This window comes from Streptomyces sp. NPDC092370 (assembly GCF_044755265.1).
GTDB lineage: Bacteria > Actinomycetota > Actinomycetes > Streptomycetales > Streptomycetaceae > Streptomyces.
Genome location: NZ_JBIVQO010000002.1, coordinates 386,531 through 405,795, shown reverse-complemented (window position 1 = coordinate 405,795; position 19,265 = coordinate 386,531). Strand labels below are relative to the sequence as shown.

17 protein-coding genes are annotated in these 19,265 nt (G+C 70.4%); 2 read left to right on the top strand and 15 right to left on the bottom strand.

Going from position 1 to position 19,265, the window contains the following annotated elements; translation table 11 throughout:
* Window positions 1-18: 18 nt before the first annotated feature.
* A complete protein-coding gene (locus ACIQHQ_RS08490) occupies window positions 19-513 on the bottom strand; it encodes an NUDIX domain-containing protein (RefSeq protein WP_402610981.1) in 495 nt (164 codons plus the stop codon).
* A gap of 41 nt (window positions 514-554) precedes the next feature.
* Entirely contained in the window at window positions 555-1,625 is a 1,071-nt protein-coding gene (locus ACIQHQ_RS08485; RefSeq protein WP_402610980.1) for an ADP-ribosylglycohydrolase family protein, read from the bottom strand.
* A 205-nt stretch (window positions 1,626-1,830) separates the two neighbouring features.
* Here ACIQHQ_RS08485 and ACIQHQ_RS08480 point away from each other — a divergent pair, with 205 nt between their 5' ends.
* Window positions 1,831-2,949 carry a glycerate kinase gene (locus ACIQHQ_RS08480; protein WP_402611613.1) on the top strand — a complete coding sequence of 373 codons (1,119 nt, stop codon included), beginning with the start codon at window positions 1,831-1,833 and terminating at the stop codon, window positions 2,947-2,949.
* 209 nt (window positions 2,950-3,158) lie between these two features.
* Here the strand turns inward: ACIQHQ_RS08480 and pssA are convergent, their stop codons facing one another.
* The 9 genes from pssA to ACIQHQ_RS08435 form a co-directional block, all read right to left on the bottom strand.
* Window positions 3,159-3,941 (bottom strand): CDP-diacylglycerol--serine O-phosphatidyltransferase, encoded by a 783-nt coding sequence (pssA, locus tag ACIQHQ_RS08475; protein ID WP_051185636.1) that lies wholly within the window; start codon window positions 3,939-3,941, stop codon window positions 3,159-3,161.
* 58 nt (window positions 3,942-3,999) lie between these two features.
* Entirely contained in the window at window positions 4,000-4,656 is a 657-nt protein-coding gene (locus ACIQHQ_RS08470; RefSeq protein ID WP_033309199.1) for a phosphatidylserine decarboxylase, read from the bottom strand.
* A gap of 170 nt (window positions 4,657-4,826) precedes the next feature.
* Entirely contained in the window at window positions 4,827-6,032 is a 1,206-nt protein-coding gene (locus ACIQHQ_RS08465; protein WP_402610978.1) for an acyl-CoA dehydrogenase family protein, read from the bottom strand.
* A 2-nt stretch (window positions 6,033-6,034) separates the two neighbouring features.
* Window positions 6,035-6,547, bottom strand: a complete 513-nt coding sequence (locus ACIQHQ_RS08460; protein ID WP_030843910.1) for a MaoC family dehydratase — start codon at window positions 6,545-6,547, stop codon at window positions 6,035-6,037.
* Between the two features lie 16 nt (window positions 6,548-6,563).
* On the bottom strand, window positions 6,564-7,538 hold the full coding sequence (locus ACIQHQ_RS08455) for an HpcH/HpaI aldolase/citrate lyase family protein (RefSeq protein WP_402610977.1): 975 nt from the start codon (window positions 7,536-7,538) through the stop codon (window positions 6,564-6,566).
* Window positions 7,535-9,583: a protein meaA gene (locus ACIQHQ_RS08450; RefSeq protein ID WP_402610976.1), complete on the bottom strand. Its 2,049-nt coding sequence runs from the start codon at window positions 9,581-9,583 to the stop codon at window positions 7,535-7,537. Before ACIQHQ_RS08450 ends, ACIQHQ_RS08455 begins: the two co-directional genes overlap by 4 nt.
* Before the next feature lie 10 nt (window positions 9,584-9,593).
* Window positions 9,594-10,937, bottom strand: a complete 1,344-nt coding sequence (gene ccrA, locus ACIQHQ_RS08445) for a crotonyl-CoA carboxylase/reductase (protein ID WP_402610975.1) — start codon at window positions 10,935-10,937, stop codon at window positions 9,594-9,596.
* Window positions 10,938-11,319: 382 nt separating this feature from the next.
* The gene (locus ACIQHQ_RS08440; RefSeq protein WP_402610974.1) at window positions 11,320-12,147 is read right to left on the bottom strand and encodes a TetR family transcriptional regulator; all 828 of its coding nucleotides are present in this window, start codon (window positions 12,145-12,147) and stop codon (window positions 11,320-11,322) included.
* A 142-nt stretch (window positions 12,148-12,289) separates the two neighbouring features.
* Window positions 12,290-14,095: a 3-hydroxyacyl-CoA dehydrogenase family protein gene (locus ACIQHQ_RS08435; RefSeq protein WP_402610973.1), complete on the bottom strand. Its 1,806-nt coding sequence runs from the start codon at window positions 14,093-14,095 to the stop codon at window positions 12,290-12,292.
* A 610-nt stretch (window positions 14,096-14,705) separates the two neighbouring features.
* On the opposite strand from ACIQHQ_RS08435, the gene ACIQHQ_RS08430 reads away from it, so the two are divergent.
* On the top strand, window positions 14,706-15,281 hold the full coding sequence (locus ACIQHQ_RS08430; protein ID WP_402610972.1) for an adenylosuccinate lyase: 576 nt from the start codon (window positions 14,706-14,708) through the stop codon (window positions 15,279-15,281).
* Between the two features lie 2 nt (window positions 15,282-15,283).
* Here the strand turns inward: ACIQHQ_RS08430 and ACIQHQ_RS08425 are convergent, their stop codons facing one another.
* The 4 genes from ACIQHQ_RS08425 to ACIQHQ_RS08410 form a co-directional block, all read right to left on the bottom strand.
* Window positions 15,284-15,787 carry a GNAT family N-acetyltransferase gene (locus ACIQHQ_RS08425; protein ID WP_402611612.1) on the bottom strand — a complete coding sequence of 168 codons (504 nt, stop codon included), beginning with the start codon at window positions 15,785-15,787 and terminating at the stop codon, window positions 15,284-15,286.
* A gap of 20 nt (window positions 15,788-15,807) precedes the next feature.
* Window positions 15,808-16,245: a RidA family protein gene (locus ACIQHQ_RS08420; protein WP_402610971.1), complete on the bottom strand. Its 438-nt coding sequence runs from the start codon at window positions 16,243-16,245 to the stop codon at window positions 15,808-15,810.
* 57 nt (window positions 16,246-16,302) lie between these two features.
* Window positions 16,303-17,901: an alpha/beta hydrolase gene (locus ACIQHQ_RS08415; protein WP_402610970.1), complete on the bottom strand. Its 1,599-nt coding sequence runs from the start codon at window positions 17,899-17,901 to the stop codon at window positions 16,303-16,305.
* A 164-nt stretch (window positions 17,902-18,065) separates the two neighbouring features.
* On the bottom strand, window positions 18,066-19,106 hold the full coding sequence (locus ACIQHQ_RS08410; RefSeq protein ID WP_402610968.1) for an Rv2578c family radical SAM protein: 1,041 nt from the start codon (window positions 19,104-19,106) through the stop codon (window positions 18,066-18,068).
* Window positions 19,107-19,265: the final 159 nt, after the last annotated feature.

Genomic DNA, 19,265 nt, shown 5'->3' with positions numbered 1-19,265 from the left:
GACGGGCGGCCGGACCCGTCAGTCCACCCGCCGGCCGTTCTCCAGCTCCGCCGCCCCCGAGCCGTCCGCCAGGACGTCGAGGGCGGCCAGGACCCGGCCGCCGAGAGCGCCCGGCAGGTACGCGGTCAGTTCCCCGCGTGGGACCAGCCGCCAGGACAGCAACTCCTCCTCCTGGAGGCGGATCGCCTTCAGCTCGTCCTCGCTCAGCACCCCGCCGTCGTAGAGGTACGCCACCACGGGCGGACGGCCCGGGCCCTGCACCCAGTCCACCGCCAGCAGCCGGCCGAGCTCACGGTCGAGTCCGATCTCCTCGGCCGTCTCGCGCCGCGCGCCCTGCCGCGGGGTCTCGCCGTCGTCGGACTCGACGGTGCCGCCAGGCAGCGCCCAGCCCTGCCGGTAGTTGGGCTCGACCAGCAGGACACGGCCCTCGCCGTCCCGGAACAGCGCGGCGGCGCCGGCCAGGACGCGGGGCAGCGACGCGATGTAGGCGGCGTAGTCAGGAGAGGAAGTCACCGGTGCAGGGTAACCACCGCGGCCCACCTCGTCCCCGGCCGCTAGGCCGCCGGTTCCGCCAGCCGCAGTGTCCGCTCCGCCAGCTCGCTGATCCGCACCCCGTCGAAGCCGAACACCGCGCTGCGCACCCTGTCCTCCAGCGGGGCCTTCCACTGGTCGGGAATGGCCTGCGCCCCGCCGAACACGCCGGCCACCGAACCCGCGGTCGCGCCGTTGGAGTCGGTGTCCAGGCCGCCCCGGACGGTCAGGGTGATGGTGCGGGTGAAGTCGCCGTCGCCGTAGAGCAGGCCGGCGGTGAGGACGGCCGCGTTCGGCACGGTGTGGATCCAGCCCGTCCCGGCGGTCTCCTCGGCGACCGTGCTGAGCGTGTCCTCCCAGGACAGCCGGGTGCCGTGCAGCGAGACCACCCGGCGCACCGTGCGGGCGAGGCGGCTGCTCGCCGGGATCACGGCCAGGGCCTCGTCGACGGCCCGGCGCACGGTGGGTGCCGTGAACGCCGCCGCGATCAGCGCCGCCGCCCACATCGCCCCGTAGACCCCGTTGCCGGTGTGCGACAGCACCGCGTCCCTCCGGGCGAGCGAAGCGGCCCGGCGCGGGTCGCCCGGGCAGGTCCAGCCGAAGATGTCGGCGCGGATGAGGGCGCCGATCCACTCCTGGTACGGGTTGTCGTACGTCGCGGTCAGCGGCGGCTTCAGCCCGCCTGCGAGGTTGCGGTAGGCGGCCCGTTCGGCGGTGAACGTCTGCAGGTACGGCAGCCGCAGCAGCCACAGGTCGCCGACCTGCTCGGTGCTGAAGCCGAAACCGTGCGTCTCCAGCAGGTCGAGGCCGAGAATCGCGTAGTCGACGTCGTCGTCACGGCAACTGCCGTGGATGCGGCCGCGCACGCACTGGCGCCACTCGGGGCGCAGCGCGGTCGCCTCGTCGTCGGTGGGCTCGGGCAGGTAGTCGGTCAGGGGGAGGGCGGCGGCCCGCCTGAGGTAGCGGTCGATGCGGTCGCGCGACCAGATCTCGCCCTGTTCGACGGGTTTGCCGAGCATGTTGCCCGCGATGCGGCCCGTCCAGCCGCCGAGGACGCGGTCGGCCAGGTCCGTCTCGGTGTGCGCAAGGGCCATGGTTACGGTCTACCCGTTTCGCGCGATCCACCCGTCTGCGGGGCGGGAGCCGTAGGTCCAGGAGATGGGCACGTGCTGACGACCGGGGCGTCCTGCGGTTAAGGTCACAGCGGCGCGACTGGCCTTGACGTGCGTGAGGGCCCGGAGAGCAAGGGGAGTGCAAGTGGCGGACGCTGCAGTGAGCGATACCCGGAAGGCACAGCGGGTGCTCGTCGCCGCGGACAAGTTCAAGGGGTCGCTGACGGCCGTGGAGGTCGCCGAGCGGGTCACGGCCGGGTTGCGCCGGGTCCTGCCGGACCTCGAGGTCGAGGCGCTGCCCGTGGCCGACGGTGGCGACGGGACCGTGGCCGCGGCGGTCGCGGCCGGGTTCGAACGCCGGGAGGTACGGGTCGCCGGGCCTCTCGGCGAGGAGGTGACGGCGGCGTTCGCGCTGCGCGGGGGTACCGCGGTCGTGGAGATGGCCGAGGCGAGCGGGCTGCAGCGACTGCCCGCCGGGGTCTTCGCCCCACTCACGGCGTCCACGTACGGCTCCGGCGAGCTCTTGCGGGCCGCCCTGGACGCGGGCGCCCGCACGATCGTCTTCGGGGTCGGCGGCAGCGCCACCACCGACGGCGGCGCCGGGATGCTGTCCGCGCTGGGCGCCCGGTTCCTGGACGCCGACGGGGAGCCGGTGCCTCCGGGCGGTGGCGGACTCGCCGAGCTGGCCACCGCCGACCTGTCGGGACTCGACCCGCGCCTCGGCGAGGTCGAGCTGGTCCTCGCGAGCGACGTGGACAATCCGCTGACCGGCCCGAAGGGCGCATCCGCGGTCTACGGCCCGCAGAAGGGCGCTTCAGCGGACGACGTGGAGGCCCTGGACAGCGCCCTCGCGCACTTCGCCGAGGTGCTGGAGGGGCCGGCCGGGCCGCGGGCCGCCGAGTACGCGGCATCGCCCGGTGCGGGCGCGGCGGGCGGCATCGGCTACGGCGCCCTGCTGCTGGGCGCCCGGTTCCGCCCCGGCATCGAGGTGATGCTCGACGTCCTGGGCTTCGCCCCCGCCCTGGACCGTGCCGACCTGGTCATCACCGGCGAGGGCTCCCTCGACGAGCAGACCCTCCACGGCAAGGCCCCGGCGGGCGTCGCCACGGCGGCCCGTGCCGCCGGCAAGGACGTCGTGGCCGTCTGCGGCCGGCTCGCCCTGCCGCCCCAGACTCTGGGCCGCGCCGGTTTCCGCCGGGCCTACCCCCTGACGGACGCGGAACCGGACGTGGCGACGTGCATCGCCGAGGCGGGTCCGATCCTGGAGCGGGTCGCGGAACGGATCGCGCGGGACTTCCTGACCTGAGCCTCCCAGGACAGGCTCTTCTGGCCTGGCTCTTCTGGCCTGGCTCTGCAGGCCTTGTGCTCCAGGCCTGGGCTTCAGGTCTTGTGCTTCAGGCCTGGGCTTCAGGTCTTGTGCTTCAGGCCTGGGCTTCAGGCCCGGGCTTCAGGACATGGCGAAGGGCCCCGGACCGAATCCCGGTCCGGGGCCCTTCGCCATGCCACGTCAGAGCGCTACGGCAGCTGAGCCGCCCGCGCCTCGCGTCGATTGTCGCGGAAGTTGTTCACCCGCCGGGCCGTCGCGAACAGCGGGATCACCGCCCCCATGACCAGCTGCAGCGCACACCCCGTCTGCAGGAGCAGCTGTCCGCTCGGCGCGTCGAAGGCCCAGGCCGCCATCAGGCCCATGCCCAGCACGATCCACGACAGCATCGCCACCGCGAGCCTGCCCCGCGGCTTGGGGTACTCCACGCGGCTCACCATGAGCCACGCGGTCCCCAGGATCGCCAGCAGCGTCGCCACGAAGGGCAGCTCCAGCAGCACGATGGACACGACCGTCAGCGCGCCGAACGGCGAGGGCATGCCCTGGAAGGTGCCGTCCTTGACCGTGACGCACGAGAACCGGGCGAGCCGCAGCACCACCGCCAGCAGTACGACGATCGCCCCGACCGCGGCCACCCGCTGGTGCGCGTCGTCCGCGACCATGCCGTACACCAGCACGAAGTACGCCGGCGCCAGACCGAAGCTGATCAGGTCGGAGAGGTTGTCCAGCTCCGCGCCCATGGGGGAGGAGCGCAGCTTGCGCGCCACCAGACCGTCGAAGAGGTCGAAGACCGCCGCGCAGAGCATGAGGATGACCGCCGTGGCCGCGCTGTGGCGGGCCATGCCGGTCTCCTGGCTGCCCGTGAGGTGCGGGATCAGGATGCCGGTGGTGGTGAAGTACACCGCCATGAAGCCGCACGTGGCGTTGCCGAGCGTCAGGGTGTCCGCTATCGACAGGCGAAGAGAGAGGGGCATCTCCTCTTCTTCGTCGACCTCGTCCGCCTCCGGGACCCAGCCGGCCTTGGTGTCAGGATCAATCACGGTCAATGCGAGTCACCCCAGCCACGGTCTTCTGTCCCACCTCGACCGCGACCTCCACGCCCTCGGGCAGATAGAGGTCGACGCGCGAGCCGAAGCGGATCAGGCCGATCCGCTCGCCCTGCTCGACCTTGGTGCCCTGGGGCAGGTAGGGAACGATGCGGCGGGCGACAGCACCGGCGATCTGGATCATCTCGATGTCGCCGAGCTCGGTGTCGAAGTGCCAGACGACACGCTCGTTGTTCTCGCTCTCCTTGTTGAAGGCGGGAACGAAGCCACCGGGGATGTGCTCGACCGACGTCACCGTGCCGGCCAGCGGCGCGCGGTTGACGTGGACGTTGAGCGGACTCATGAAGATCGCGACGCGCGTGCGGCCGTCCTTCCACGGCATGATGCTCTGCACCACACCGTCGGCGGGCGAGATGACCCGGCCCTGGGTGATCTCGCGCTCGGGGTCGCGGAAGAACCACAGCATCCCCGCCGCGAGCGCGGTGGCGGGAACGGCGACGGCCTTGGCGGCGCCGGAGCGCCGGGCCCGCGCCAGGCTGAGGGCTGCGGTGGCGACGGTCGGAAGGAGCCACGGCGATGCTCCGCGCGCGAGGCGTACGCCGGCCCGGCTGTCGCGTGGTGCAGAGGTTTGGCTGTGGGGCATGAATGACCTTCGTAGCGGATGATGCCGCACTCTGACGGGGGACGGCGGCTTTCCGGCGATCGTAGCGGCTCGGGGCCCTAACTGGGTAAGCCAGGCAGCCGAGTCGGCGGCAGAAGAGTGCTGACGGGGTGTGATCTTCTTCTCCAAGAAAACACCCCGTATCCGGACATCTAGCCCTGGAATCGATACTCTTCGAGCAGCCGCCTGCCGATGATCATTTTTTGGATCTCGGCGGTACCTTCACCGATCAGCAGCATCGGGGCCTCACGGTAGAGGCGCTCGATCTCGTACTCCTTGGAGAAGCCGTAGCCGCCGTGGATCCGGAAGGAGTCCTCGACGACCTCCTTGCAGTACTCGGAGGCGAGGTACTTCGCCATCCCAGCCTCAAGGTCGTTTCGCTCCCCGGAGTCCTTTTTGCGTGCCGCGTTCACCATCATCGCATGCGCGGCCTCGACCTTGGTAGCCATCTCGGCCAGCTTGAACTGGATCGCCTGGTGCTGGGCGATCGGCTTCCCGAAGGTGTGGCGCTGCTGCGCGTACCGAACACCCAGTTCGAACGCACGCTGAGCGACGCCACAACCACGCGCCGCCACATTGACGCGGCCGACCTCCACGCCGTCCATCATCTGATAGAAACCGCGGCCGGTGACGCCGCCGAGCACTCGATCCGCGGGAATCCGCAGGCCATCCATGATGAGCTCGGTGGTGTCGACCCCCTTGTAGCCCATCTTGTCGATCTTGCCGGGGATGGTGAGGCCGGGACGCACCTCGCCGAAGCCGGGCTCCTTCTCGACCAGGAAGGTGGTCATCGACTTGTGGGGGGCCGTCCCCTCGGGGTGACCTTCGTCACTTTTTACGAGAACGGCCACCAGAGACGACGTTCCGCCGTTCGTGAGCCACATCTTCTGGCCGTTCAGGACGTACTCCTCGCCGTCCCTCACCGCCTTCGACGTGATCGCCGACACGTCCGAACCGAGGCCCGGCTCCGACATCGAGAACGCGCCCCGGATGTCACCGGCCGCCATCCGCGGCAGGAAGTGGTCCTTCTGCTCCTGCGTGCCGTGCTGCTTGAGCATGTACGCCACGATGAAGTGGGTGTTGATGATGCCGGACACCGACATCCACCCGCGGGCGATCTCCTCCACGCACAGCGCGTAGGTCAGGAGCGACTCGCCCAGCCCCCCGTACTCCTCGGGGATCATCAGGCCGAACAGGCCCAACTCCTTCAGCCCGTCGACGATCTGCTGCGGGTACTCGTCGCGGTGCTCCAGCTCCGTGGCGACCGGAATGATCTCCTTGTCCACGAAGTCCCGGACGGTGGACAGGATCTCCTGCTGGACGTCCGTCAGACCGGCGGTCTGGGCGAGTCGCGCCATGGCTACTTCTCCTGCTCCCTGAGCTCGGGGCGGCCGGGCTGCTCGCCGCCGCGCTCCTTGATGTACGTCTCGGTCGGCACCATCACCTTGCGGCGGAAGACGCAGACCAGCGTGCCGTCCTGCTTGTAGCCCTTGGTCTCGACGTAGACGATGCCGCGGTCGTTCTTCGACTTCGACGGCCACTTGTCGAGCACGGTGGTCTGGCCGTAGATCGTGTCGCCGTGGAAGGTCGGCGCCACGTGCTTCAGCGACTCGATCTCCAGGTTGGCGATGGCCTTGCCGGAGATGTCCGGTACGGACATGCCGAGCAGCAGCGAGTAGATGTAGTTCCCGACGACGACGTTCTTGCCGAAGTCCGTCGTCTTCTCCGCATAGTTCGTGTCCATGTGGAGTGGGTGGTGGTTCATGGTGAGGAGACAGAACAGGTGGTCGTCGTACTCCGTGACCGTCTTGCCCGGCCAGTGCTTGTACGTCGCCCCGACCTCGAACTCCTCGTAGGTGCGCCCGAACTGCATCGCGCTCAGCGCCTTTCTAGTCGGCGGGAATCTCGAACTTGCTGGTGCGCTGCATGCCGGCGGCGCGGCCCTTGCCGGAGATGACGAGCGCCATCTTGCGGCTGGCCTCGTCGATCATCTCGTCGCCGAGCATCGCCGAGCCCTTCTTGCCGCCCGCCTCGGACGTGTAGTAGTCGTACGCGTCCAGGATCAGCTCGGCGTGGTCGTAGTCCTCCTGCGACGGCGAGAAGATCTCGTTGGACGCCTCGACCTGGCCCGGGTGCAGCACCCACTTGCCGTCGAAGCCGAGGGCGGCGGCGCGCTGGGCGACCTCGCGGTAGCCGTCGATGTTGCGGATCTGGAGGTAGGGGCCGTCGATCGCCTGGAGGTTGTTGGCGCGGGCGGCCATCAGGATCTTCATCAGGATGTAGTGGTAGGCGTCCGCCGGGTAGCCGGGCGGCTGCTCGCCCACGACCAGCGACTTCATGTTGATGGACGCCATGAAGTCGGCCGGGCCGAAGATGATCGTCTCCACGCGCGGCGAGGCCTGCGCGATCTCGTTGACGTTGTTCAGGCCCTGCGCGTTCTCGATCTGCGCCTCGATGCCGATCTTGCCGACCTCGAAGCCCATGGTCTTCTCGATCTGCGTCAGCAGCAGGTCCAGGGCGACGACCTGCTGGGCCGTCTGCACCTTCGGCAGCATGATGCAGTCGAGGTTCTGGCCGGCGCCCTCCACGACCGTGACGACATCGCGGTACGTCCACTCGGTCGTCCAGTCGTTGACGCGCACGACCCGCGTCTTGCCCGTCCAGTCGCCCTCGTTGAGGAACTTGACGATGGTGTGCCGCGCCTCGGGCTTGGCGAGCGGGGCGCACGCGTCCTCCAGGTCGAGGAAGACCTGGTCCGCCGGGAGGCCCTGGGCCTTCTCCAGGAAGCGCGGGTTCGAGCCCGGTACCGCCAGGCAGGAACGCCGGGGGCGAAGGCGGTTGACCTGCGGAGCAGGGCTGGTCATGCGGGGACCTCCAGGGGGTCGAGCTTGTTCGCTTTCCGGATCTCGTCGACGATGCGGCCGATGATTCCGGTGATGTCGAAGTCCTTCGGGGTGAAGACCGCGGCCACTCCGGCTGCCCTGAGCTGCTCGGCATCACCGTTGGGGATGATGCCACCGGCGATCACCGGTATATCTGTGGCACCGGCCACACGGAGCCGTTCGAGGACGTCCGGCACCAGTTGGGCGTGCGATCCGGACAGGATGGACAGGCCCACCGCGTGCACGTCCTCGGCGAGGGCCGCGTCCACGATCTGCTCGGGCGTCAGCCGGATGCCCTGGTAGACCACCTCGAAGCCGGCGTCGCGCGCCCGCACGGCGATCTGCTCGGCGCCGTTGGAGTGCCCGTCCAGGCCCGGCTTGCCGACCAGGAAGCGCAGCTTGCCCACGTTCAGGTCCTTGGCCGTGAGGTCGACCTTGCGGCGGACCAGGGCGAGCGTGCTGCCCTCCTCGACGGGGACCGCCACCGGCGCCGAGGAGACGCCCGTAGGCGCCCGGAACTCGCCGAACACCTCGCGCAGGGCCCCGGCCCACTCGCCGGTCGTCGCCCCGGCGCGCGCGCACTCAAGGGTGGCCTCCATGAGGTTCTCGTCGCCGCGCGCGGCCTCCTTCAGCCGCTCCAGCGCCTTGCAGGGCCGCGGGTGGTTGAAGGGCGGCTGGTAGCGGCTGTCGCGCCACTGCTGGAGCGCGGCGACGACCCGGGCCTCGACCGCCGGGTCCACCGTCTGGATGGCGGTGTCCAGATCGGCGGTGAGCGGGTTCGGCTCGGTACCCTCGAAGATGTTGACGCCGATGATCTTCTCCTGGCCGGACTCGATCCGGCCCCGGCGCTCGGCGTGCGAGGCGACCAGCTGCGACTTGAGGTAGCCGGACTCGACGGCCGCCATCGCTCCGCCCATCTCCTGGATGCGGTCGATCTCGGCGAACGCCGCCTCGACCAGCTGCTCCACCTTCGCCTCGATCACCTTCGAGCCCTCGAAGATGTCCTCGTACTCCAGCAGGTCGCTCTCGTACGCCAGCACCTGCTGGATGCGCAGCGACCACTGCTGGTCCCAGGGGCGGGGCAGGCCGAGGGCCTCGTTCCAGGCGGGCAGCTGCACGGCACGCGCGCGTGCGTCCTTGGAGAGGGTGACGGCCAGCATCTCCAGCACGATCCGCTGGACGTTGTTCTCCGGCTGCGCCTCCGTCAGGCCAAGGGAGTTGACCTGGACGCCGTAGCGGAAACGGCGCTGCTTGGGGTTCTCGATGCCGTACCGCTCACGGGTGATGCGGTCCCAGATGCGGCCGAAGGCCCGCATCTTGCACATCTCCTCGACGAAGCGGACGCCCGCGTTGACGAAGAAGGAGATGCGGGCCACGACATCGCCCATGCGCTCCTGCGGCACCTGGCCGGAGTCGCGCACGGCGTCGAGGACGGCGATCGCGGTGGACATGGCGTACGCGATCTCCTGGACCGGCGTGGCGCCCGCCTCCTGCAGGTGGTAGCTGCAGATGTTGATCGGGTTCCACTTCGGGAGGTGGGAGACCGTGTACGCGATCATGTCCGTCGTCAGGCGGAGCGAGGGGCCCGGCGGAAAGACGTGCGTGCCGCGGGACAGGTACTCCTTGACGATGTCGTTCTGGGTCGTGCCCTGGAGCTTGGTGATGTCCGCGCCCTGCTCCTCGGCGACGACCTGGTAGAGCGCCAGCAGCCACATGGCGGTGGCGTTGATCGTCATCGAGGTGTTCATCTGCTCCAGGGGGATGTCCTGGAACAGCCGGCGCATGTCACCGACGTGCGCGATCGGCACGCCGACCCGGCCGACCTCGCCGCGGGCGAGGATGTGGTCGGAGTCGTAGCCGGTCTGCGTCGGCAGGTCGAACGCCACCGACAGACCTGTCTGGCCCTTGGCGAGGTTGCGCCGGTACAGCTCGTTGGACGCCTCGGCCGTGGAGTGACCGGCGTACGTGCGCATGAGCCACGGCCGGTCCTTCTCCCGCTTGCCTTCAGTGGGCTGACGCTCAGTCATCCGGTGCTCCTCAGATGTTCCGGAAGCGGTTGATGGCGTCGATGTGCTGGGCGCGCTTGGCCTCGTCGCGCACGCCCAGGCCCTCCTCGGGGGCCATGCACAGCACGCCGACCTTGCCCTGGTGGAGGTTGCGGTGCACGTCGAAGGCGGCCTGGCCGGTGTCCTGAAGGGAGTACACCTTGGACAGGGTCGGGTGGATCTTGCCCTTCGCGATGAGCCGGTTGGCCTCCCAGGCCTCGCGGTAGTTCGCGAAGTGCGAGCCGATGATCCGCTTCAGCGACATCCACAGGTAGCGGTTGTCGTACTCGTGCATGTAGCCCGAGGTCGAGGCGCAGGTGGTGATGGTGCCGCCCTTGCGGGTGACGTAGACGCTCGCGCCGAAGGTCTCGCGGCCGGGGTGCTCGAAGACGATGTCGATGTCCTCGCCGCCGGTGAGTTCGCGGATGCGCTTGCCGAAGCGCTTCCACTCCTTGGGGTCCTGGGTGTGCTCGTCCTTCCAGAACTTGTAGCCCTCGGCGCTGCGGTCGATGATCGCCTCGGCGCCCATCGAGCGGCAGATCTCCGCCTTCTGGTCGCTGGAGACGACACAGATCGGGTTGGCGCCGCCGGCGAGGGCGAACTGCGTGGCGTACGAGCCGAGGCCGCCGCTCGCGCCCCAGATGAGGACGTTGTCGCCCTGCTTCATGCCGGCGCCGTTGCGGGAGACCAGCTGCCGGTAGGCGGTGGAGTTGACCAGGCCGGGGGCGGCGGCCTCCTCCCACGACAGGTGGTCGGGCTTCGGCATCAGCTGGTTGGACTTGACCAGCGCGATCTCGGCGAGGCCGCCGAAGTTGGTCTCGAAGCCCCAGATGCGCTGCTCGGGGTCGAGCATCGTGTCGTTGTGGCCGTCCGAGGACTCCAGCTCGACGGACAGACAGTGCGCGACCACCTCGTCACCGGGACGCCAGGCGTTGACGCCCGGGCCGGTACGCAGGACGACGCCCGCGAGGTCGGAGCCGATGATGTGGTACGGCAGGTCGTGGCGCTTGGCCAGCTCGTTGGTGCGGCCGTAGCGCTCCAGGAAGCCGAAGGTCGACAGCGGCTCGAAGATCGACGTCCACACCGAGTTGTAGTTGACCGACGAGGCCATGACGGCCACCAGCGCCTCGCCCGGGCCGAGCTCGGGCAGCGGCACCTCGTCCAGGTGGATCGACTTGCGGGGGTCCTTGTCGCGGGTCTCGAGGCCCGCGAACATCTCCGTCTCGTCCTTGTGCACGGTGATCGCGCGGTACGACTCGGGGAGCGGGAGGGCGGCGAAGTCCTCCGACGTGGAGTCGGGCGACTGGATCGCGGCCAGGATGTCCTTAACGGTCACGGTGTTGCCTCCGGCGGTGAGCGCCCTGAGGGAGGGGCGCCGATGGGTACGTCGGTGCTGCTGAGGGTTGAGGGTGTGCCGTCGGTTCGGCGGTGGTGCTGTTCGGCAGCGCTGGGTGGCGCGGGAGGTTGCCTGTGACGCAGGCGCCCGGGCGTGCAGGCGGGTTCGGCCTGCCGGGACGTCGTCCGGACTCCTTCAACGTATGACACCGCGTGTCACCCCGCAAGGCACTGAGTGCCAGAACTTGTTCTCAGATGAAATCTTTACGCAACATATGAGCGATGATCGATCGAACGGCGTCGGCGAGGGCCCACGAAAGGGCCCCTGACATGCCAAAACGGCCACCCCGAAGGGTGGCCGTCATCACAGTGCGGTGGGCCGCTCAATGCTCCTTGAGCGCCTGCTCGATCGTCCGCATGACCTCGTCGAGCGGGGCGTCGGTGCGGGCGACGGTCACCAGCACCTCGCCCTGCGCCGACGCCGTGGCGGCGGCCGGCTGCGGCTGCGCGGAGCGCCCGGCCCCGATGCCCGACCCGAACGTCTTGCGCACGATCGCGAAGGCGTGATCCAGCTGCGCCTCCACATCCCCCTGGCCGCCGGCCCGGAGCCAGCGCCGCAGGACGTGGTTGTGGGCGGTGACGACCGCGGACGCGGCGACCTCCGCCAGCAGCGGGTCGTCGTTGGCGTCGTCGGCGTGCGCCCGCTCGTCGAAGTGGCCGAGGAGGTAGCGGGTGAACAGGCGCTCGTAACGGGCCACCGACGCGATCTCCGCCTCGCGCAGGGTGGGCACCTCGCGCGTCAGCTTGTAGCGGGCGACCGAGATCTCCGGCCGGGCCGCGTACATCCTCATGACTTCCTTGATGCCGCGGCACACCGTGTCGAGCGGATGCTCGTGCGCGGGCGCGGCGTTGAGCACCGCCTCGGCGCGAATCAGGGTGTCGTCGTGGTCGGGGAAGATCGCCTCTTCCTTGGAACGGAAGTGGCGGAAGAAGGTGCGGCGGGCGACCCCGGCCTGGGCCGCGATCTCGTCGACGGTGGTCGCCTCGTACCCCTTCGTCGCGAACAGCTCCATCGCGGCGGCCGCAAGTTCCCGGCGCATCTTGAGCCGCTGGGCGGCGGCGCGAGAACCGGCGGCACTCTCCGGCGCGTCGGTCGCGGCGGGTGTACGTGAGGACTTGGCGGGCTGGGGCATGCCCTGAACGTACTGCATGTGCGCAGCTCGGTGCGCATGACCTGGTTCTCCCCCGCCGCCTGAGGGCGGGGAAGGGGCGGCCCGGCCGGCCGGGTGGAACCGGTCCGGGCCGAGCAGGCCGCCCCACTCCACGCCGGACCGGAACCAGTCACCGGGACGCTCAGCGCTTGGCATATTCGCGGAAGCCACGGCCGGTCTTGCGGCCGAGGCAGCCCGCGGCCACCAGGTGCTCCAGCAGCGGCGCCGGAGCGAGCCCCGGGTCGCGGAACTCGCGGTGCAGGACCTTCTCGATGGCGAGCGAGACGTCCAGCCCGACCACGTCCAGCAGCTCGAAGGGGCCCATCGGGTAACCGCCGCCCAGCTTCATGGCCGCGTCGATGTCGTCGAGTGTCGCGTAGTGCTCCTGCACCATCTTGATCGCGTTGTTCAGGTACGGGAACAGCAGCGCGTTCACGATGAAGCCGGCCCGGTCACCGCAGTCGACCGGGTGCTTCCTGATCCGTGCGCAGACCTCGCGGACCGTCGCGTGCACGTCGTCGGCGGTCAGCACCGTGCGGACGACCTCGACCAGCTTCATGGCCGGCGCCGGGTTGAAGAAGTGCATCCCGATCACGTCCTGCGGGCGGGATGTGGCGCGGGCGCACGCGACGACCGGCAGCGACGAGGTGGTGGTGGCCAGGATCGCGCCCGGCTTGCAGACCTTGTCCAGGGCCGCGAACAGTTGCCGCTTGACCTCCAGGTCCTCGGCGACCGCCTCCACGGCCAGGTCGACGTCGGCGAAGTCGTCGTACGTGCCGGTCGGCGTGACCCGCTCCAGGGTCTGCGCGGCGGCCTCGGCGGTCATCCGGCCCTTGTCGACGGAACGGGCCAGGGACTTGCCGATCCGGGCCTTCGCGGTCTGCGCCTTCTCCTCGCTGCGGGCGGCGATGACCACGTCGTACCCGGCCTTGGCGAAGACCTCGGCGATCCCGGAGGCCATGGTGCCCGAGCCCGCGACACCGACCGAGCGGATCTCCCGGCCGGGAGCCAGGTCGCCGCCCTCCAGCGGCGTCAGCGCGTCCCGCACGACGGCCGGGCTGCCCGGCGCCTCGTACGTGTAGAAGCCCCGCCCCGCCTTGCGGCCGGTCAGCCCCGCCTCGCTCAGTTGCTTGAGAATCGGTGCCGGGGCGTGCAGCCGGTCGCGGGACTCGGCGTACATGGCCTCCAGGACCGTGCGCGCGGTGTCGACGCCGATCAGGTCGAGCAGGGCGAGCGGGCCCATCGGCAGGCCGCAGCCGAGCCGCATCGCGGCGTCGATGTCCTCGCGGGAGGCGTACTTCGCCTCGTACATCGCGGCCGCCTGGTTGAGGTAGCCGAACAGCAGGCCGTCGGCGACGAACCCCGGACGGTCGCCGACCGCGACGGGCTCCTTGCCCAGGTCGAGCGCGAGGTCGGTGACCGCCGTGACGGCGGCCGGCGCGGTCAGCACCGAGGAGACGACCTCCACCAGCTTCATGGCCGGGGCCGGGTTGAAGAAGTGCAGGCCCAGCACCCGCTCGGGGCGGGAGGAGTCGGCGGCCAGACGGGTCACCGACAGGGCGTTGGTGCCGGTCGCCAGGATCGTCTCGGGGCGCACGATCGTGTCCAGCTCCCGGAAGATCTGCTGCTTGACCTCGTAGGACTCCGGGGCCACCTCGATGACCAGGTCGGCGTCGGCCGCGGAACGCAGGTCGGCGGAGGTGCGGACACGGCCGAGGATGTCGGCGCGCTCCTGCTCGGTCAGCCGCCCACGCTCGACGCCGCGGGCGGTGGAGGCCTCCAGGGCGGCGACGCACTTCGCGGCCTGGGTCTCGCTGATGTCGATGCCGACGACCGTGCGGCCGGCCTTGGCGAGGACCTCGGCGATGCCGGTGCCCATCGTGCCGAGGCCGACGACGGCGACGGTCCGCAGCGAGGAGTGGGACGGGTCGGAAAGGGGAGTGGCCATCGCGGGACTCCAGGATGAGGGTGACGACGGGGAGCGCTCCGGGTGCGCCCAAGGCGGCCCGGCAGGGCCGGACCACGGGCGCACCGGGTGCGTGGGAAAGTGCGGGTGCTGGCCGGGCTGCGAAGCGCACACGCCCGGTGCCGCCTCCGCGGGCGTCAACACGCCCGGGCGAACGGCGGTTCCGACCGGCCCTGTCCCGGGGCCGAGCCGTACTGCGGTACCTGGGGCACCGAACCGACTGCTCTCACGACGGCCGCGTCACCAGACCGCCGCGAGGAAAGGCGAGTGGGTAACTCGCTCGTCTGAGCTTAACCGGCGGGTAACGAGCGCGCCAGCCCCCGGGTTTGTGATGTACGTCCCGCGGCTCGCGACGCCCTCAGGGCCTGTCGTTCGGATCAGCCCGGTGTCGCGGGGCCTGGTACGCCCCTCTGCGGCGTTGTCGTCGGTCGCCCCCGAGCTCTCGACTCCGCTCGAGCAGGGGGGACCCCCATCGTGTCGATGCCCTCCTCGACTTTGCGGCTGGACGCACCAGGCCCCCGCTCGGGTCGGCTGACAGGAGCCGTGCCTCACAACCGGCCTGAGGGGAACGACAGGCCCTAACCTCTGACTCATGGACGAAGAGTTGCGATCACTCACGGAGCGCTTACGCCAGGAGTCGGGAGCACCGCCCGCGTTCGAGCGGCTCGTGGCGACCGACGACCTCGACACCCTGGCGGCCGCGCTGACCGCACCCGGGCAGCACCTGTGGGCGAGGGAGCTGGCCGCGTTCCGGCTGGGGCTCGCGCGGGACCGGCGGGCCTTCGAGGCCCTGGTACTGCTGCTCAATCACCGTGACCCCCCGCGCTGCGCCTCCGCCGCCCACGCCCTCGCCCGGCTCGGCGACCCCCGTACCGCCCGCGCGGCCGCCGCCCTGGCCACCAACGAACTGCGGGTCGCCTACGCCTTGCACCCGGTCCGGCTCCTGGTCGAGCTGCGCGCCCCGGAGGCGGTGCCCGCGCTGATCACCACGCTCCAGCGGCGCCTGCGCCCACACGACCCGTACCGCCGCGTGGCCCTCGCCTGTGTGGACGGGCTCGGCGCGCTGGGCGACGCCCGGGCCCGGCCCGTCCTCAACGAGGCCCTCGCGCATCCGGCGCTGGCCGAGGCCGCGGTGCGGGCGCTGGGGCGAATCCCGAAGCAGAGATGACGTCAGCGGGGGAGCGTCCTGGCGTACCGCACCTCGGGAACGGCGACCCCCTCCACCTCGAAGGGCTCCTCGACGCCGTCCGCCCGGAAGCCGGCCCGTTCGTAGAAGCGGCGGGCCCGGTCGTTTCCCTTGAGCACCCACAGCAGGAGGCGGCCGTGGCCCGCGGCGGTGCAGCGCGCGACGGCCTCGGCGAGCAGCGCCCGCCCGACGCCTCGTCCCACCTGGTCGGGGTGGACGTAGACGGCGTACAACTCGACGTCCGGGGTGAGGACTTCTCCCTCCCGGTAGGGCCCGTGGCACGCCCAGCCGACGATCTCGCCGCCGCTGTCCTCGGCGACCAGGTTCACCACACTGCCGTCGCCCTGTGAGAGGTACGTACGACGGCGCTCGGCGTCCTCCTCCACGCTGAGCCCGTCCAGGTACGACTGCGGGATCAGGCCCCGGTAGGCGCTCTGCCACCCGCGGATGCGGATCTCCGCGACACGGTCGCAGTCGGCGAGCGTCATCTCCCTGATGTGACGTCCTGTCACAAAGCCACCACCGCGGACGCGTCGACCTCCATGAGGAACTCCGGCCGGACAGGCGCGGTGACCCGCACCGCCGAAGCGGCCGGCAGGCGGTCGTCGGGTATGTGCTCGGCGCGGGCCGCGCGGAGGGCGGGCATGTGCGCCATGTCCGTGACGAAGTTGGTGGGTTTGACGAGGTCGCCGAAGGTCGCGCCGTCGGCTGCCGGACAGCGCCGGAGGTTCTCGAAGACCTGGCGGGCCTGTGCCTCCGGGTCGCCCTCGCCGACCGGCCGCCCCTGTTCGTCGAGCGCGAGCCGGCCGGAGACAGCCACGAAACGGCCCGTGCCGAGGACGGTGGGGGTACCCCCCGCTCGAGCGGAGTCGAGAGCTTGGGGGAGGCCGTACTGGGCCGCGCCGGCGACTTTGTCGGGGGCGGGGATCCTCGTCAGCTCACTCATGGGTCCATGGTGGACCATGGGACTGACAGTGCCCGCCCCCGACGGATCGTCAGACGTTCAGTGACGGAACCCGAGCAGGCCGTGCAGCGCCGAACCGTTCGAGGAGGCCGACGCCCCCCGTGCCGAAGGCGAAGCGGCGGCCGCCGCGGGCTTCGGGTCCGGCAGCGCCTCGCACACCGCGTCCGCCTCGCCGTGGCCGCGCGGCACGGTGCCGTCCGTCAGGTACGCCGCCAGGTGCTCGTCCAGGCAGGCGTTGCCGCTCAGCGTGATGCCGTGGTTGCCGCCGCCCTCCTCGACCACCAGGCTGGAACGGGCCAGCAGCCGGTGCACGGTGACACCGCCCTCGTACGGGGTGGCGGCGTCCCCGGTCGCCTGGAACAGCAGCACCGGCGGCAGCTTGCCGTTGGCCACGTTCACCGGGCGCAGCGAGTCCGTCGGCCAGAACGCGCACGGCGCGTTGTACCAGGCGTTGTTCCAAGTCATGAACGGCGCCTTCTCGTGCACCGCCCGGTTGTCCTTGCGCCACTGCCGCCAGTCGCGCGGCCAGGACGCGTCCCGGCACTGCACCGCGGCGTAGACGCTGTAGCCGTTGTCACCCGAGGCGTCGACCGCGCCGAAGTTCTCGTACGCCTCGACCAGCGGCTCGGGGTCCTTGTCGTTCACGTACGCGGCGAACGCCTCTGCGAGGCTCGGCCAGTAGCCGTTGTAGTAGCCGCCCGGGATGAAGGTGTCCTCCAGTTCGGAGGCGCCCACCGTGCCGCCCGCCGGCTTCTTGGCCAGGGCCGCGCGCATCGCATACCACTTGGCCTCGATCTTCTCCGGATCCGTGCCCAGCCCGTAGGCCGTGTCGTACCTGGCGACCCAGGCCAGGAAAGCGCGGTGGCGGTCGTTGAACGCCACGTCCTGGTTGAGGTTGGCCTCGTACCAGACGTCGGTCGGGTCGACGACCGAGTCCAGGACCAGCCGCCGGACCCGCTGGGGGAAGAACCGGGCGTAGACCGCGCCCAGGTAGGTGCCGTACGAGTAGCCGAAGTAGTTGATCTTCTTCGCGCCCAGGGCCTGCCGGATCGCGTCCATGTCGCGCACGGCGCTGGTGGTGTTGATGTACGGCAGCAGGTGCGCGTACTTCTTGCCGCAGGCGGCGGCGAAGGACCTGGCGCGGTCGAGGTTGGCCTTCTCGATCGCGGGCGTCGCCGGGAGAGAGTTCGGGCGGACCGGGTCGAAGTGGCCCGGCTCGCAGTCCAGCGCCGGCTTGCTCGCTCCCACGCCGCGCGGGTCGAAGCCGATGACGTCGTACTGGGCCGCGACCTTCGCGGGCAGCGAGGACGCGACGAACCCGGCGAGCGTCAGGCCGCTGCCTCCCGGACCGCCGGGGTTGACCAGCAGCGGGCCCTGGTGGGTCCGGGCGGTGTGCGGGACGCGGGACAGGGCGAGGGTGATCTTCTCCCCGTGCGGCCTGCGGTGGTCGAGCGGCACTTTCAGGGACGCGCACTGGAGCGTCGGGTAGTCCTCGGTGGCGCAGCTCTTCCAGGTGAGCTTCGCGGCCTGCGGGGTGGTGTGCGCGGTGCTGGGTGCGCTCGCCTCGGCGGGAACGGCCGTGAAGGTCCCGGCCATGACGACGGCGGCGCCGCACAGCGCGGCTGCGCGTTTTCTCATGGAGTCCTCCCAGGACGGCGGGATGTCGGACCGCGAGGGTCACCGTCCTCGCCGCATCGTCCCGGAAACCGGTCCCGGAAGAACTCATTCCGTCACACTCATAACCCAATTGGATCTTCGGATGCGCTCGAATGCTCGTAAAGGCGCGCGGGTCTCGAATACTCCTAGAGGAGAGAGAGTTGGGTCGGCCCCGCCATGGGTGGCTCCCCTGCCGGCTCGGTGGGCCGGATCCGCCGTGGCGTCTGTGCGCGCGTGGGCCCGATGCCGTACTCCTCGGCCAGTTCGTGCACCTGACGGGTGATCCGCCGCTGGTACCACTTGGGGGCGTAGGAGCCCTCCGCGTACAACCGCTCGTAACGGGCCACCAGGTGCGGGTGGTGCTGCCCCAGCCAGGCCATGAACCACTCGCGGGCGCCGGGCCGCAGATGCAGCACCAGCGGTGTCACGGACGTGGCGCCGGAGGCCGCGATCGCCCGCACGCTGGCCCGGAGTTGGGCGGACGAGTCGCTCAGGAACGGGATCACCGGTGCCATCAGCACGCCGCAGCCGATGCCGTGTTCGCCCAGGGTGCGCACCACCTCCAGGCGCCGCTCCGGCGCGGGCGTGCCCGGCTCGACGGTGCGCCAGAGCTCCTGGTCGGTGAAGCCGACCGACACGGAGATGCCGACGTCGGTCACCTGCGCCGCCTGCTTGATCAGCTCGAGGTCGCGCAGGACGAGTGTGCCCTTGGTGAGGATCGAGAAGGGGTTCGCGTGGTCGCGCAGCGCCGTGATGATGCCCGGCATCAGCCGGTAACGGCCCTCGGCGCGCTGGTAGCAGTCGACGTTCGTCCCCATGGCGATGTGCTCGCCCTGCCAGCGGCGTGAGCCGAGCTGCCGGCGCAGCAGCTCCGGTGCGTTGATCTTGACCACGATCTGGCTGTCGAAGCCGAGGCCCGTGTCGAGGTCCAGGTAGCTGTGCGTCTTGCGTGCGAAGCAGTAGACGCACGCGTGCGAACAGCCCCGATAGGGGTTGACCGTCCACTGGAACGACATCCGCGACACCGCCGGCACCCGGTTGATGATCGAGCGGGCCCGGATCTCGTGGAACGTGATTCCGCGGAACTCCGGCGTGTCGAACGTGCGGGTCGTGACCGCGTCCGCGCCGAACAGCGCGGCGTCGGCCCGGCTGTGTTCGGAGTCCACTGTGAGGTTCTCCCAGCGCATGACGCCTCCTCGGTAGCACTGACCACAGAATAGAACACATGTTCCCTTGATCGTGCGAGGGTCTTTTCCGAACGCGTTCGACCGGGTTCGCCCACCCCGATTTGGGGGGGCGGGCGGCAGGGTGATTGGCTTGCCCCGACCCCCGAGCAACCAGGTCCT